Origin of the sequence: Methylorubrum suomiense (genome assembly GCF_022179765.1) — a bacterium.
In the GTDB taxonomy this organism is placed as follows: domain Bacteria; phylum Pseudomonadota; class Alphaproteobacteria; order Rhizobiales; family Beijerinckiaceae; genus Methylobacterium; species Methylobacterium suomiense.
Genome location: NZ_BPRE01000030.1, coordinates 1 through 17,252, shown reverse-complemented (window position 1 = coordinate 17,252; position 17,252 = coordinate 1). Strand labels below are relative to the sequence as shown.

General features: G+C 58.5%; 8 protein-coding genes. 7 read left to right on the top strand and 1 reads right to left on the bottom strand.

Annotation, left to right across the window (positions count from 1 at the left end):
* The coding region (locus tag MFF26_RS26025) for a beta strand repeat-containing protein (RefSeq protein WP_238308932.1) at positions 1-5,445 on the bottom strand (5,445 nt) is incomplete at its 3' end.
* Positions 5,446-6,215: 770 nt separating this feature from the next.
* Between MFF26_RS26025 and MFF26_RS26020 the strand changes: the two genes are divergently transcribed.
* The 7 genes from MFF26_RS26020 to MFF26_RS25990 all read left to right on the top strand — a co-directional run.
* Positions 6,216-6,875: an SGNH/GDSL hydrolase family protein gene (locus MFF26_RS26020; protein WP_238308931.1), complete on the top strand. Its 660-nt coding sequence runs from the start codon at positions 6,216-6,218 to the stop codon at positions 6,873-6,875.
* A gap of 114 nt (positions 6,876-6,989) precedes the next feature.
* Positions 6,990-7,658: a transglutaminase-like cysteine peptidase gene (locus tag MFF26_RS26015; RefSeq protein WP_171015602.1), complete on the top strand. Its 669-nt coding sequence runs from the start codon at positions 6,990-6,992 to the stop codon at positions 7,656-7,658.
* A gap of 287 nt (positions 7,659-7,945) precedes the next feature.
* Positions 7,946-8,812 carry a right-handed parallel beta-helix repeat-containing protein gene (locus MFF26_RS26010; RefSeq protein ID WP_171015601.1) on the top strand — a complete coding sequence of 289 codons (867 nt, stop codon included), beginning with the start codon at positions 7,946-7,948 and terminating at the stop codon, positions 8,810-8,812.
* Positions 8,813-9,698: 886 nt separating this feature from the next.
* Complete coding sequence (locus MFF26_RS26005; protein WP_171015600.1) at positions 9,699-11,156, top strand: B12-binding domain-containing radical SAM protein; 1,458 nt, start codon at positions 9,699-9,701, stop codon at positions 11,154-11,156.
* On the top strand, positions 11,156-12,457 hold the full coding sequence (locus MFF26_RS26000; protein ID WP_137831587.1) for a nitric oxide synthase oxygenase: 1,302 nt from the start codon (positions 11,156-11,158) through the stop codon (positions 12,455-12,457). The genes MFF26_RS26005 and MFF26_RS26000 overlap by 1 nt, the downstream gene beginning before the upstream one ends.
* A 432-nt stretch (positions 12,458-12,889) precedes the next feature.
* A complete protein-coding gene (locus tag MFF26_RS25995; RefSeq protein ID WP_137831586.1) occupies positions 12,890-14,926 on the top strand; it encodes an acyltransferase family protein in 2,037 nt (678 codons plus the stop codon).
* A gap of 232 nt (positions 14,927-15,158) precedes the next feature.
* The coding region (locus MFF26_RS25990; protein WP_238308930.1) for a M10 family metallopeptidase C-terminal domain-containing protein at positions 15,159-17,252 on the top strand (2,094 nt) is incomplete at its 3' end.

Genomic DNA, 17,252 nt, shown 5'->3' with positions numbered 1-17,252 from the left:
GTCCTGGTTGGCCACCCCGCCATGGCCGTCGCTGACCTTTACGGTCGTGACGACGCGGGCCACGTCGTCGCGGCCGAGGAAGTCGAGGGCGCCGTCGGCGAGGGCGTAGCTCCAGCCCGCCTCGCCGGCATTGGCGCCGAGGGCGCCGGTCGGCATGGTGAAGCCGGCCTTGAGCGCGGCGACCTGCTCGGCGCTCAGCCAGGCCGTGCGGTCCACGCCCGACCCGCTCACCACCGACACCGACTGACCCGATAGGCTCGTCGTGAGCCGGTCCCACATGTCGCCATCTGAGAAGGAGAGCTTGCCTCCGGTCGTGACGACCGTGGTGTCGCCTTCGATGAGGGCGCCCTCGGTCGTACCCGAAATGGTCGGCGTGAAGAGATTGACCACTGGCGGCTCGGTCACCGCGATGGTCAGCCAGGCCGCATTCAGTTGCCCACTGCCGTCGGTCACCGAGTAACGGAAGCTCTCCTTCGCGTCCGCTGGCAAGATTTCGGCTGTGCGAGAGTAGGTATAACTTCCGTCCGCCGACATCGTCAGCGTGCCGTAGAGACCTTGGATCGATGAACCGACGGCTGCCCCGTTGACATCCACCACGCTCAGCACCCCATCCGGGTCGCTGTCGTTGGCGAGTACGCCCGCACTCGCATCCGCCGAGCTAGCTTCGCCGATGTGGAGCGCGAGGTCGCGCGCATCGTCGCTGGCCGTACCAAGGCGATCGACCCGCAGGGTGAGGACCGCGCTCGAGTTTGCGCCGCGACCGTCGGTTACAACATAATTGAACGTGTCATAGAGTGGCGTCCCGACGGGGCCACTGAGATTGTTCGCCTGATAGGTGTATGACCCATCCTTCGCGAGTGTCAGTTCACCGTATCGGCCCTGTACGGCCTGACCGACACCGAAGCCGTCGTGCTGAACTGCCAGAACCGAGAGCGCATCACCGTTTGCATCGGTGTCGTTGGCCAAGACACCAGAACTTGCATCGACGCTGACTGCCGACGAAAGGACGACGACGGCGTCGTTTGTGCCTGCCGGTGCGACATCGCCCGACACAGTCCCGACCGAGAAGGCGACGCGACCTTCATTGGCTCCGATCTGCAGGAAATGCACGAGCGGATTGAGGCCCGCTGCCGCGACGTCAGGGTTCATCGTCAGATACAGAGCGCCGTCGAAATCAGCGCTGGGGATACGTCCAGCCTGCCATCCTCCGTTGATGTAGTCCTGCAGCGGATCGGTGCCTGCAGCAGCGACGTCCGGATAAGCGGCGAGATAACCTGAAACGTTGAAAAAGGCGTTCGGGTTGTATCCGTTCTGCCAGCCGACCGTGAGGTAATGCGTATAGGGGTCCATGCCGCTCGACGCGACGTCCGGGTGGGCAAGCACATAATACTGCGCATCGAAGCCGGTCGCGGCAACGTCGTCTCCGATCGCACCGTAAGCGACACGTCCGGCTGATTTGCCGACGGTGAGGTAATCGGTCAGCGGATCGACACCTGAAGCCGCGACAGCAGGGTAGCGTAGCAGATAACTTTTGACGTCGAAGGATGCGCTCGGATCGAAACCGAGCTTCCAACCGACCTCGGACCAGTGTTCCAACGGATTGATACCAGCTGCCGCGATATCAGGATGAGACGCGAGATAGCCGGAGGTCGAGAAATACGGGTTCGGATCGTATCCTGCTTGCCAGCCCGTCTGTTCGTAGTGGGTTTCCGCATCCAGACCGTTTCGCAGATCCCCACGCTGCAACGCGACGTACCAGAGATCATCGACGAGCGCTGAGCCGTCGTTCTGGACGACCGTCTGGTCGAGAAACTTGTACGTTCCCATGCCGTCCAGTGGCAGGAGCGTGCCATCGGTGTCCTGAAGCGCGACGACCCCGTCCCGTACCACAAGGGGGGCATCGGCGAGCTTGAATGGGATCGTCAGCGTATTGGTGCCAAGGTCGAAGCCGGCACCCGACCACAGCGAACCAAGAATGCTTGCGGGCTTGTCAAGATGCTCAAGCACAAAATTGGATTGCGTCAGCGTGTGGCGGCCGGACAGCTGAATTTGCAGATCCGCTTTAATGTCGCCGTTAATGTCGACCCCGATCACCGTGCGGTCGAGGGTGGCGTTGTAAACCGCATTGATCTGGAACGCGCGCCCCGTGAAAGAAGCCGTGTCGAGCCAAAGCCAATCGGACGCAGATAGATGTTTGCTTTCGAGCTCTACGAGCGAGGACAAATCAATTTTGTCGGTTGCGTCATTGAAGACCTTAATCCAGTCGGCACCATCGCCGGTCGACTTGTAGAGAAAGGTGTTGGTCCCAGGCCCGCCGGTGATGAAATCGCGACCGAGGCCGCCTTGAATGACGTTGCTGCCGCTCGACGCAGCATTGAGCACGTCGGAACCGATCCCGCCGAGGACGTAAGAGGCCGCCGTCGCCGTGATGGTCGATGGCATCGCGCCGCCGCTGACAACACTCATTGCAGCAAGGTTCGGCATGGAACCAACCGCTTCGGAACCAAACCGAAGCCCAGACCCAGCGAGCGCAGAATTGTTGCCGATGTAGAGATCGGCCGGTCGATCGGCCGGATCGATGGAGCCGATGGTGCCTAAATCGATGACGTTGTCATAGATCCGGACGTTGGTGATCGTGCCGACCTGATCAGCAGTGTGTGTCCAGGTCGCACCGGCGGTAACAGTAATCGTATGGTTGCCACCAATGAGGACATTGTCTCGGATGGTTACATCATCAACGTTTCCCATTTCGCCGGATATGCGAATGGCGTTGTTCGTATAGGTCCGTGCATCGTCTGGATTGCGCCAGTCGATGACGTTATTTTCGATGAGTACCGATCCTGTTGTCTTGCCGATCCAAATCGCATCCGAATGGCCCGGGGCAAAGTAGGCGCCACCTGAGAAATAGTTGCCGACGACTTTTCCATTCTCGATGTAGATGCCATCGACCGGCGCATTTAAAAACGTGTTATTCGACAGGGTCGTATTGATCCCGCTCGACGAGATCAGGTTTGGCACGGAATAGTCGCGCTTCAACCCGTCGAAAGTCGAGTGATCGACGACCGTGTTCGATACGCCGGCCGCAACGGTGAGCGGGCTTTGTCCGACCAAGCCCGATGTGTCGAAATAGCAGTTTGTGAATGTGACGTTGTCGGCTTTTACGATGACCTGCTTGCCACGAAAATCGATACCATCGAACGTTGCGCCGTTCTGGGTGACTTCGATGAAAATGGGTGCACGGAAGACAACGCCATCCTGCGCCGTCAACGACGACCAAGAGCCGAGGGACCCGACGGGAATCTGATTGCCGACGGTAAAGCCGCTCGCGACGGTGGAGAGATAGGATTTATCGACGATCGACGTGAGGTACGATTTGACCGAAGTGGCGGCCTCGGAACCCACCAGCGTAACACTGATCGGCTTCAAGACGGCGGCGCCGGTTGGCGAACCCGATGCGTCAAGGTCTTGCACGGAGACGTTCGAGGTCACCGTGACGGTCTCACCCGCGCCGAGAAAATTCAGCTTCGCAGGATCAATCGCGTAATTCCAACCGATTACCCCCGTGGCACCGGATGTTGTTTGCGAGATTTTGAGGTACTGGCCGAGCTTGCTGGCTTGATCGACTGCTGCGCGCTGAGTGTCGGTGAGCGAATCGTAGGACGCTGCCGAGAGATCCTTACCCTGAGCGTCCAAGTAGCGGATCTGATACGATCCGACGCTGATGGACAGGTGATCCGTCTGATCGGGGTCGGCAACCGTGATCGTGCCCCCGCGATTGATCGGGGTGCTCCCGGTAGCGGCCGCGAGAGGCTCGTAGATCATCGCGCTCGCGGCGATGCCCGTTAGGATCGGTGCGTCATCCACCCCCGTCAGATTGACGGTGACGTTCTGCGTGACGGAGCCGCCTTTGCCGTCCGTAATTGTGACGGCGTAGACCTGGGTGAGTTGCTGCCCAACTGCGAGATAATCCAGCGCCTTGTCGGCGACAGAAAAGCTCCAATCGATCGTCCCCGGCTGGCCACCGGTGGTATCGTAGGAGAGGATCGGCGTGAACGTGCCGAGATAACCTGTTGCGGATGCCTTCACACTGATCGTGTGGACGTCATTCACGTCAAGATCGGTGAAAGAGAAGCTTCCCCGAGCCGAAGACGTCGACGCCGATCCGGTGACGTTTGTGGCCTCCACAACGTTGGCGGTGACCTTCGCATCGCCGACGCTCAGTGCTTCGACTGTCGGCGTGTCGTTGACGCCGTAAATCGTGATTGTGATTGGCTTAGTTGCAGTCCCGCCCTTGTTGTCGCTGAATTGGACATTCGTGGTCAGTGTTAAGACATCCAAACGACCAAGGAAGTCGATAGCGCTGTCATTGATTGCGAAAGACCACGAGGCAGAGCCTTTATTGGTGCCGAGGTCACCAAGCGGAATGGAAAAAGCCTTGTAAATAGCAGAGGCTTGGTCGGCCGTGAGTTTCGAGGTGAGGTCAATACCGGTAGAAGTTTTCCATTGGATCGTCTGGCTCGTAATCCCAGATGTAAGCCGATCGGCCAAGTCTACGTCCGAGTATTGCAGCGTTCCCGTCTTGGTGTAAGAGCCCGCAGTTCCCTCGGAAATAGCGCCGGAACTGCCGCCCGACACAGTTGGCGCGTCGTTGGAGCCAATAAGGGTAATAGTTACGTCTTGTTTGACGACGCCACCCTTGCCGTCTTGCACGGTGACTGTATAAACCTGAGTGGCCTGCTGGCCGGCGGCCAAATAATCGAGGGCTTTGTCGGCGACGGAATAAGTCCAGTCGACTCGGCCGGGCTTTCCTCCTGTCGTATCGGTTCCCACGACAGCCGTGAGGGTACCCGCGTAACCTCCTGCCTTTGCCGCCACTTGAACGGTATGGGTATCGGCGAGATCGACATCGGCAAAGGCAATGCTGCCAGCGCGTGTCGTTACGGCCGTGCTGGCGACCGTATTGGGGGCTTCGGTGACAGACGCGGAGATCGAAGAATCACCAGGCGCAACGGCTACGATTTTAGGCGCATCATTCGTTCCCGTCACCGTTACAACGACGTCCTTCGTCGCTGATCCGCCGTTGCCGTCACTGACCTGAACCGTCGACGTTACCGTGACGGTCTGGCCAGCCGCTAGAAAATCGAGGTTCCCTTCGCTGAGCGCGTAGCTCCACGTCTGCGATCCGGAATTGCGGCCCAGCGAGCCCCCGGGGATCGAGAACGCCTGCAGAAATGCGGCCGTCTGAGCGCTCGTCAGGGATGACGTGAGGTCAGTCCCGTCGCTCGATCGGTAAACGATCGTTTGGCTTGCGAGTCCAACGGTGAGCGTATCGCCAGTGTCGGAGTCAGCGAAATTGAGGCTGCCCGTACGGAGATAGGATGAGGCTGTCCCCTCCTTGATTCCCGCAGATACGCTGCCGCTGATCGTCGGTGCCGAGTTCGCCATGTCGCTCTGTCGCAAGACCTAACGGGCGGCGGGCCTCGTAGGCATCGCCGAATTTTACAAACTCTTAACATTATCTCGCGGTTGCGTCGAGAGGCGCTGCAGCGCACTTCTGATTGGTTAACAGCTTATCGCATTTATTGTGTCTAATTTGCACGCTATCCGCACGTCCAGTAATTTGAGCACTTTGCCATATTAATGTATTGGTTGTATCCATACCCTCAGCTTATGATTTGCTCATCGGGCGAATATTCACCTAGTTCTATGAAGCGAACCTGTCACAAAGTTTTATGCTGCCTATAATTTGAAAATCATCTAGCTTACTTGTGGCTTGTGACCGTCTGCTATATTTGTTTAGTTTGATAAATTTGGACGCGGATTCTCCCTGCAATTCGAATTGGGGAGACCACTGGCGTACTCTCGACGATTTGTCGATTGGCTTAGGAAGACAACTTGCCCTGTAAGCGCTCAGGATCAGGACTTATGTTTGCCGGAAGAGCGCGGCCGGTGAGGTCAGAACTTGACTTGTGGTAGGCTTGTCACACTTTCCGTGTCGACTGGGTAAAATCACAGATAGTTGATAAGATCTATATCATACCTTAAGTTGTAAATTCGGCGTCGATTTGCTGTTGCTTTTTACTACTTAGTGCGGTGCACAAATGGCCGCGGTAGGGCCGAGCTGCTAAAATGCACCTGAGCGGGAATGGTCTCATCCGCCAGCCTTTGAATTTTACCGCGGGGCGGATGTGCCGCTGCCGGGATAGGGCCACGGTGTGCGCAAAATATTGAACCTCCTCTGCAATTTGCATCTTTTGATTGTTTTTGTGATGATGCTCGTCTCAGAAGCGACTTTGGCGAAGGATGCTCCGTTACGTGTCGTGGCCTTTGGAACGAGTCTCACGGCGCGCGGCGGTTGGCAGGACGCCCTCGCTCAGACGCTAGAGCGTTGTGGCGGACGTGCCGTCACGGTGGAGACGATTGCGCGTGTCGGTGCGAGCTCACGATGGGCCCTTGAAGCGGTAGCGGACGTTGTCGCCCAACGTCCGGACATAGTGCTGGTCGAATTCGCGGTGAACGATGCGGCCTTGAACCGATTCATGCTGCCATCGACGAGCGAATCCAATCTCCGTAGAATTGTCGCTGTTTTGCAATCGGGCTCCCCTCCCCCGCGCATCGTCCTCATGGCCATGAATCCAGTGATCGGTCTGCGCGGGATCATCAGGCCATTCTTGGACCGCTACTACGACATCAATGCCCGCGTTGCAGAGTCAGAAGGCCTGATGTTTGTCGACCATCGCCCGGCCTGGAAAAAGCTCTCGCTGAGCGAGCTTGCTTCGGCACTGCCGGATGGCAGCCATCCCCGCCCTGAAACCGCTTCACGTTTGATCGTGCCGGCCCTCGGGGCTGCACTCTTCCCAGATTGCCGCGAATGAAAGGTGACTGGGATACCGGATGTTATCCATCATGTGCGCACCGCCTCAGGTGCGCAATTAAGCTAGGCTTAGGACGAGCACCTTATGGTCTCCCCAATTGACAGGGAGACCACCGTGAAACCTTCGACAGGTTTAGCCTTCGTCCTAGCGGCCCTATTCGTTTCGATGGGGGCTGCAGCGGCGACTGAGCGCGGCGGGCATGGCTCGTCCGGCGCAATGTTCCTCCCCGAGGGTGACACGACGATCGCACCCATGGCGTTCGTAGCGTTCTGTATGCGGTATCAAAATCAATGTTTGGACAGCAGCAACGGAGGCAGGGTCATCCAATTGACCGAAAGTCGGTTGGCTGAAATGCGTGCCGTGAACAAAGCAGTCAATTCTCGCATTGCTCCGGACGCATCGAAAGGTGGTGACAACTGGTCGCTTGAGACGCGTAGCGGGAATTGCAACGACTACGCTGTGCAGAAGCGTGACGAACTGTCGCGGCTTGGTTATCCAGCCTCTGCCCTTTCTCTCGCGATCGTTATGACGCGCGCTGGCCAGGGCCATCTGGTGCTGACGGTGCGGACGGATGCCGGCGATTACGTGCTCGACAATTTGCAGGGCAGCGTTCTGCCCTGGACGGCTCTGAATTACTCGTGGCTCAAGCGCCAATCAGCGGAACGCCCCCGCTACTGGGTTGACCTCAACGGCGGCGTTCGGGTCAGTACAGCTATGGCTGGGGGAAATGCGGTGGGCACAGCTTCCGGTGCTTCGCGAAAACGCCGCGGTTTCGCCGGATAAGAGAGCGGCCGTTAAGCAGGCACCTAGACGCTCGTGTAAGGTTGTCACATAGTTTGGCAGCCTCACGGGACGTAACCTCAATGAATGCTCGATTTCCCGCCCCGACTCGCCGTCAAGTGTTCATCGCTCTCGGCGCCGTCGTTTGCTTGGGGGGATCCGCCTCTGTAGATGCTGCCGAGGAGATAGTTCTGCGACCGGGGCAGCCCGGAAGCCTTGGTGCCGCTATTCAAAAGGCTGTCCGCGATGGTGCGAGACGAATTCGTCTCGGGGCCGGACAGTACGGCCCGATGACCTTGCAGGGGCTTCGCGGGTTGCCAACGGAGATCATTGGCGAAGCCGACACCGTGATCGACGCGACGTCCATTCGCGGCTGCGAGGGCTTGTCGTTCCAGCAATTGACCTTTCGCGGGGTCCGCGCCAGCCCCACAATCCCAGGCCTTGTTATCGTTGATCCATCCTCCAAAGGCCTCTCATTCGAGCGATGCAACTTCTCCACGGAGGAAAGCTCAACGACCTGGGGCCCGCAGGATTGGATTGACAGACCCTACGGCGTTGGGCTGTTCGTCCGCGGCCGCAATGTCAGCGTCAGTGACTGTCGCTTTTTCAATCTCCGTAATTGCCTTTATCTCGGCGGTGATGGAAGCGCCGTGAAGGGATGCAGTTTTGAGTCGTTCGGAAACGATGCGATCGAGTTTGGTGCCAACGATATACGCATCCAATCAAATCGAATTCGCGGTGGGCATCATACGCCTGCCGAGCAGCTTCACGCGGATGGTATCCAAGGTTTCCCAGCCCCGAATGGCGGCTTATTCAGCAATATATTGATCGACGGCAATACGATCGAATTTGCCGGTCCCGGAGACTACATGCAAGGCATCGTGGTGTTCGATGGCCGGTGGCGGAATATGCGAGTGACCAACAATTCGCTTCGCCTGAACCATTGGAATGCGATTGCGATCTACGGAGTCGATGACATCGTTGTGGAGGGGAACACGGTTGCGACGATCGATCCGACAAGGCGGGTCTGGATCGAAGTCCGCGCCTCGAAAGAGGGAAGGCCCTCAAGCGGCGTGATTGTTCGCGACAATGTCGCTCCGATGTTCAGGACAGCGGGAGATGCGACGACCGCGAGGAATAAGATTCAACTACGCTGACTTCGGATTCATTGTACGGTGTCTTCGGCCCGCTACGAGCTCGGGACGTTCCGGATACTGGAAGTTGGTGTGATCCCGCTCTGCTCGTGCTTTGGTGTCTTCAGCATTTAAGAGCACTCCTCGTACCCGCAGGACACTCTCACGACAGAGACCTTCGCTCAGTTCGCTGAGCTTTGCGTCGCGTATTCTGAAGCTCCGTACGCGGTTCATGCGGACAATGGTGGGCAACGTGTTCGCCATAATCGGTAGCACTGCGACATCGCTTGAGTCTGAGCCCTGCGGTTTCTTCTCAAATTGGCCTTGCCAAGCCATCGCTCGATGAGCGACGTGCCATATCTCCCTGATGTGAGGCATTTCAGAACCGATCCCAATTCGGTTCGGTAGCTGCCCGGAATACGCCCCATCTGGGGACGGTGAGCCGCTCACCGACGGAGAGTTCACATTCATATGTCGTCCGAATCTGGATGAGACTCTCAGTCTATTGAAGCAATTTTGCGAGCCTGAAAATTCCCTGATTGTTTTTTTATATCTCCAAAATCGCGGTTATATACTCTGCGATGTTATAAACTGTTTAAATTTAGTTTCCGCGCAAAATAGCAATCGTATTGCGATAGCTTCGGGGAGAATTGTGAGCCTCGACGGCGACTCATTAGGGGCTGAGATTTTTTTGCGTGCGCCCCGATTCACAATCTTTATTGTTGGATTCGGTTGACCTGGGCTTCTGACTGTCTGCTTTATTGAATCGCTTCGATTGAAGCGGATGCACGGAATAAGGCTCTGTGTCATGAGCGAGATCAGGCGCGTTCCACGTGCGGTGAGAAGTGCACGTTCCGCGGCCCCGTCCACGTCCGCCGCTATCGCCATTCGCCCCGTGTCGAGTCGCAGGGTGCTTCTGGTTGATCTCAACAACTTCGCCAGCTTTCCGACGCTGGCCGTGGGGCTCATTGTGGCTGCGCTTCGAAACCGGGGCGACGAAGTCGAGGTGATCTGCCCGCTTGCCTACGATGTACCGGCCGTACAGCGCGAGCGGCGCGAGACTTTGGCCGATCATGTGCAGCGCCGGATCCATCTCTCGGATTGGCAGCCTTTTCTGAACGTGCGCGACAGTCTGCGGGCTGTCCATTCGTGGTCGCGCGAACGGTCACACCCGACAGTCCTGCGGGAGGTCGAGCGGGCGCTCGGTCGCAGACCCGACATCATCCTATTGTCTGCCTACCTGCAGCATTTCAATTCGGTGCGGGACATCGGGCGGATTGCGGCTGCCCACGGCATTCCGGTGCTGCTCGGCGGCCCGATGTTCAACGTGACGGGCGTGGCCGATGCGTGGCGTAGCCTTGAGGGGATCGTCGGGATCGTCGGGGCCGAATCCGATCTGTCCGTCCCCGATATCGTCGATACAGTTTGCGATGGGGGCGATCTCACCCGGTATCCGGGTATCACTCTACCGGACGGAACGCGATCGAGCGCTGCGAGGCCATTGCGCGATCTCGATGCGACGCCGATGCCCGACTTCACCGACTTTCCCTGGGACCGGTACCCCGTTCGAATCATGCCCTTGATGACGGGGCGTGGGTGCCAATGGGACAAATGCGCCTTCTGCTCGGACGTCGTTTCCGTCAGCGGCCGTACCTTTCGTACACGCTCTGTCGAGTCGGTTCTGTTGGAAATGCAAGAGCAGGCCCGTCGGCACAATGTGGCCAGCTTTCTGTTCCTGGACCTCAAGCTCAACTCTTATCCGGACATGATCCGCGGTATCGCCGAGAATGTGGGGCGATACGTACAGGGCGCGGAGTGGATCGGCACGGTCCATGTCGACCAGCGACGTGACAATGGACTTTCTCGAAGGGATCTTCAGGCAGCGGTCGCCGGCGGCATGCGGCGGATCAGCTTCGGACTCGAAAGCGGCAGCCAGCGTCTTCTCGACCTGATGCGAAAGGGCTCCTCGGTAGAGGGCAACGCCGCTTTCATCCGCCATGCCCACGAGGCTGGGCTTTCGATCCGTTGTACGATGTTCAAGGGATTCCCTGGCGAGACAGACGAGGATATGGAGGCGACAGCCGACTTCCTCGAGACCCACAGTCGTTACTTGGATCGTGTGCGATTCAACGACTTTTCGCTTCTCCAGGATACCCCGATCTTCAACGCCGTGATGGCGCGGGGTACGTCAACGGACGCGGTGCTGGTGCGATTTCTTCGCGAGCGTCAAGCACGGGCCGAGTATCGTAATCCCGCAATGGCTCACCGCGGGTACCGGCGTGCCAAAGCGCGGGCGCTCGCAGCGGTCTACGAGATCAACCGACGCCGTCTGAGAGACAGTGCGCGCCAGTTCGATGGCTTGATGTAATGGCCGAACGCTTCGCGCTTCGAAAATTGGCGCGCCTCGGACTCGTCAAGAACGGTTACGCAACGGGCAGCAATCCGCTCGAACGCCGCCGGCGTCACCTTTCTTCACTGGAGATTCGTGAGGAGGCGCGAGCCTTCCTGCAGCTTCACGGAGAAGCGACGGGAGGTACGCGTTCCGCCTTCGCCCGACGCTGGGCGGACGTTCGCCGCAGCCTTTCCCGCTCAGGCCACTATGAGCACACACCCGACGAACTGGCTTTCGGAGCCCGCCTCGCATGGCGCAATCATGCCCGCTGCATCGGGCGGCTGTTCTGGGAAAGTCTCGAGGTCGCCGATTGCCGCCATGCGACCGAGCCCGAGGCAATGGCCGCCCGGATCGCCGATCATATGACCGAGGCGCTCGGCGATGGGCGGGTGCGCTCGATCATTTCGGTCTTCGCGCCGATCGAAAGGCAACGCTTCCCAGCCTATGTCGAGAGCCAACAGATCACACAATATGCCGGACATGCCATGGCCGACGGCTCCGTTCTCGGCGATCGCCAGAACGTCGAGGCAACCCGGATCGCGCGGTCGCTCGGTTGGCGCCCCCCGGGGGATCCGACACGCTTCGACCTGCTTCCGTTCCTGATCCGGGATGCCGCCGACCGCCGTGCACTCTTCTCGCTGCCGACAGGATCCGTGCGGGAGATTCCGATCCTGCATCCCGCTCATGCGGCGCTCGCGGAGATGGCCCTGCGTTGGTACGCGGTACCCTGTGTCAGTGGGATGATCCTGACGATCGGCGGTATCGATTATCCCTGCGCGCCATTCAACGGCTTCTACATGTGCACGGAGATCGCCTCACGGAACCTCGTCGATGTGAAGCGCTACAACCTCCTCCCTGACATCGCCCGCGCATTCGGTCTCGATCCGGCGCCCTCGGGCGCGCGCCTCTGGAGGGACACTGCCCTCACCGAACTCAACCGCGCCGTTCTCCACTCCTTCCGGCAGGCAGGCGTGACGATGGTCGATCATCATGCCGCGAGCGACCAGTACATGGAGTTTCATCGACGCGAGCAGGCACAGGGGCGTCGCGTCGCTGCCGATTGGCGTTGGATCGTTCCGCCGCAGGCTTCGAGCCAGTGCGAAGTGTTCCATCTCCGGATGCGCAACTTCCACCCCGTGCCGAACTATTACTATCATCGCGGGGACGATGGCCTGCAGCTCATGCCTTGGTATGGTGACCGCCATCGCACGCGGCCGGAACGCATCGTCGATAGGGTGACGCGACGGTGGAAAATCTGGAAACGCATGGCTTGGTAGGGGCTCGATCGCCGTCACTGACCGCTATTCAGACAAGCCATCTTCGGTCCAACGACTGAGGTATGGCTCGAACGAATTACATATCTTGCATAGTGCGCGTGCTCGTGCGTCACCGCGAGCAGTGGCAGTAAGTATATTTCGCTATAACATCAATATGATTAGCAAATTGTAAGTTGAAATATTTCATTTAGCCAATAATAATCGATAATTATGTTGATGGAACATGATATTTTGAGATGATTTTCAGGGCAGATAGTTGTCGGTTTGAATTTCTGATATTGTGCATCCGAATTTTCTTGGATTGAGCGATTGCCGCTTATGTGAGCTAGCGTCCGATTGCGGTCGCCAGGCGATTGCGACATAAACTGCGTTAATTTCGCTTCAGCAGTGATTGCTGTCTTCCGCCACCATGACCGTTTCGGAACGTGAGACTTGCCTGCGCGAGGCGGCTACATCCCTGGTATCGATGGATTGCGAGCCGTGGCCGTCGGCTCTGTCATCCTCTACCATGTGAACCCAAGGTTCTGTCCCAGCGGATTCGTCGGCGTAGACATTTTCTTTGTAATTTCCGGTTTTGTCGTCGCTCGCTCAGTCAGCAAAGAAACTTGTGGAGCGTTTTCCTCATTCCTTTTTGATTTTTATAAGCGCCGTTTTTTTCGAATTTATCCGGTTCTTGCCTTTGTGGTCTCGTCGACCGCATTTTTTGCTGCAATATTGCTACCTTCTGTTCCTGATACAAATTATGTACTGCCGACCGGGATCGCATCCCTCTTGGGTATCAGCAATGTGCTGCTTTACAGCATATCGGGGGACTATTTTTCGGATATCGCACAGTTCAATTTATTCACTCATACATGGTCCCTTGGTGTTGAGGAGCAATTTTATCTAATATTTCCTTCGATTGCAGTGCTGATATTTTCTCATCGAGTGTTACGATCTCGAACAGGAGTTGTAATTCTCGTCGCGGGCACGATTCTTTCTTTTGCAACACTGGGTTTCGTCGGCAACGGAGCGGCAGGATTTTATCTCGTCGTTACACGGTTTTGGGAGTTCGGCCTTGGTGTGCTCCTGTTCCTCAGTTACGTCCCAGCATTCCGAATCCTGCTCCACCATCGGCATCTATCCGCCGTCGTCACGGGCGCGGCTTTGGGCCTTCTCGGTTATTCCTTGTTGGGGCTCGATGAGGCGTTGTTTCCGTTTCCCTCGGCCCTGGCGCCTGCTCTCGCTGCGGTCATACTGATCGGCTTGATCGCTACGGGGAATGGTGGTGCCGCCGGTCGGTTCCTGTCCTGGTACCCGGTCGTTTGGGTCGGCCAAATTTCCTATCCACTCTACTTGTGGCATTGGGTCGTGGTCGTGGCGATCCGCTGGTTCGGGCCGGCTGACCCTTTTCTCGGCATCATGCTGACGTTCGTCGTCACGTTCGCGCTCGCCGCAACGACGCATTATCTTGTCGAACGTCCGATCAGATCCTGGGCACGGCAAAGATCGTTCCGTGCAGCCTCCCTGCTCGCGGGGGCAGCCTTGATGCTCGGTGGATCCGTTGCCATCGTAGGTACGCTGATGCTTCTTGCCCCACGGCTCGCATTGTCCATCACGGCCGACCGCACGGTGTGGCGCACCACGGCGATTCCCTCAGCCGCGTCGGGCGATTGCGACACCGCAAGCTCAACCGTCTGGACGCATGGCGGGCGTTTCATCACGATCGCGCCGTCCGGATGTATCGGAGAAGAGGGTCGTCCGCGGCTGTTCATCGCCGGTGATTCGCACGCAGGTGCGTATTTCCGCCTCGGTCAGCGATTGGCTGCCCGTTACGGTGTTTCTGTCGTCGTGATGACCAAAGCGGGATGTCGAACACTCCCCAACGTCGTAGACAACGCCGACCCAGCTTGTCGAAATTTTCGGTCGGCCGTCCTGGCTCGATTGCAGAAAGAGGCTCGGCCCCAAGACCGGATTTTTATCACCGCCCTTTATCTCCCACGATATCGCACGACCTTCCGCAATGCTCCTGACGCCGTGAGGAATGTTGCTTCGGATGAGGGAATGCCGTCCTTATGGCCGCCGGTGCTGAGCCAACTCCTCCAGACCGGTGCGCATATTGTGTTCGAGGCACCGAAGCCGCTCCTGAAAACTGCACCGTTTCGCTGTTCGGACCCTTGGACCATTACCAGTGCCTATTGCAGCCTCGCTCCGCCTGCTTTTGATAAGAGCGAGCTTTTATCCATGCGCGAGCCACTTCTCCGCAAATTGCAATCGCTTGTGGCGGAGCAATCTCGCACAGCAATATGGGACCCGTTCCCGCTCCTCTGTCGGTCGGACACCTGCTCCGGTATCGAAGGCGGGCAGCCTCTCTTCTACGACACTGACCACTTGAGCGGTTACGGTAACGACATTTTGGTCGAGAGCTTTGCGCGCGACGTCCTCGATATTTCTCCCCTAACCAAGACTCCCGAAGTCAGCGTTCGCTGACCGTATTCGGCGCGGCAGAGCAGGTTCGCGGCGGATTGCACCTCTATCGCGGGCGGACATCGGTCTGAATCATATTCGGGGATGAGCCCCATGCACGCTCGGTTTCCATGTAAACGTGCGAGGTCCGTAAAATTTGAGCATTCCGTCGAACGGGGGCTTATAGGACCACTATTATGTTGGGAGCATGATCAACACATGTGCTGCCCTGTTGGGTGGCGAGTAGAGTATAGTCATGAAAATCGCCAGCGATATCTCGCAGATCGTCGCGAACAACAGCATGACGGGTATCGCAGCCGTCAGCAGCGATTTAGGCAACCCACTCGCCAATCATCAGCTAAAGAGCTTCCTATCCCTCACGGCTGCGGACGGCGTCTATTATAACAAGTCCGTCAATACGCTGGTCGTCACGAAGTCGGGCGCGGTCTTCGACGGAATCGATTTTCGCGGTGTCGCGGTGGTCGTACGCGCCGACGACGTGACGATCAAGAACTCGACATTCGACGCTTCGGTCGGCGCTTACTCGATCAATGCTGTGGCCGGAACTAAGAACCTTACCGTCGACCATGCGACTTTCGACGGGCAGAAGGTTGACCGGTTGGGCTTCAATGTCTTTCTGAACTCGCGTGGCGATAACACGACGATCACCAACAGCGCCTTCATCGACGCGCCGACGGATGCAATCTCGATCGTCAGCGGCAATATCTCGGGCAATTACCTGGCCGGTGCCGGATACGCGACCGGTGCGCACTCGGATGGCATCTGGATCCCGATGACGACGGGCGCTGTCGTCATTTCCGACAACGTCATCGATTGGCGCTCGACCCCCGACGCGAAAGTCGCGACCAACAACGCCGTTCGGATCACCGGCGAAGGCGGCAACGTTTCCGACGTGACCGTGAAGAACAACGTGATCCTGGGCGGTTCTTACTCGGTTCTGGTTTCCGATGGAGCCACCCTGACGCATTCCAAGGACGCTGTCGGTTCCGTGACCGGTGTGAAAGTCGTCGGTAACGTCATCGATCATGGCATGTATGGGACGCTCGAGCAGACCTCGCGTCCCAAGGATATGGTCTACTCCGACAACATGCATGCGAGCGGTCGACCGGTCTCTCCCGGCACGGAGGCCGTCGGCGCCCTGCCCGATCTCTCGTCGCTCAACAAGATCACAGCCGCGTCCGCGAACGCAGCGATCAACGGTACGTCCAAGGGCGATTATATTCTCGGCGGCACCGGCTCCAACTACATCAAGGGCGGCGCCGGCGACGATGTCATCGTCGGCGGTGGCGGTCGCGATTTCATCACAGGCGGTGGCGGCAAAGATATCTTTGTCTACACGTCGCTCAAGGATGACGGTCTCGACCGGATCATGGATTTCCAGCAGGGGCAGGATCGAATCGATTTTGCAACGATAGCGGGAGCCCCGAAGGCATTGACGAGCTGGCAATGGCTCGGCGACGAGAGCTTCACCGGCAACGCTTGGCAGGTGCGCTACACGCAGTCTTCCGGTGTGACGACGATCGAGCTCGATGCGGACGGCGATCTGAAGGCCGATTTCAAGCTGGAGCTGGCTGGCAAGATCAATCTGAAGACGAGCGATTTCATCCTGGTCGATCGGGCCGACCTCGCGCCGAAGCTGACTGCCGCCAACACGAGTCTCTCGACGAAGCAGTCCGTGGGCTCCTCGCTCGCGGTCTCCGCTCCCGATGGCGTTCTTTCCCATGCGAGCCACGCGGCCACGGTGTCCGAGGCCGGCGGTTTGTCGATCGGCTCCGTCTTGAAGGGGCTCTATGGCACGCTGATCATGGCTGCCGACGGCAGCTACACCTATACCCGCGCCGTCGGCGCCGTGGCCTCCGGGACCGTCGACAGCTTCGGCTATAAAATCGTCGATGCCTGGGGGCAGACGGCGACCGCCTGGCTGAATGTCGACCTTCAGGATCCGAACGCTGCGCCCACGATGACGGGCGCCGTTTCCGCCGCGGCGATCGTCGAGGGTTCGGCCGGACAGCATCTGCGCACCGGTACCTTGAGCTTCGTCGATACGGATGCCGGCGACACCCTCACGACGAGCCTGTCGGGTCAGTCGGTGTCGGTGGTGAGCGGGTCGGGCGCGGACCGCACGGCCTGGCTGAGCGCCGAGCAGGTCGCCGCGCTCAAGGCCGGCTTCACCATGCCGACTGGCGCCCTCGGCGCCAATGCCGGCGAGGCGGGCTGGAGCTACGCCCTCGCCGACGGCGCCCTCGACTTCCTCGGCCGCGACGACGTGGCCCGCGTCGTCACGACCGTCCAAGTCAGCGACGGCCATGGCGGGGTGGCCAACCAGGAT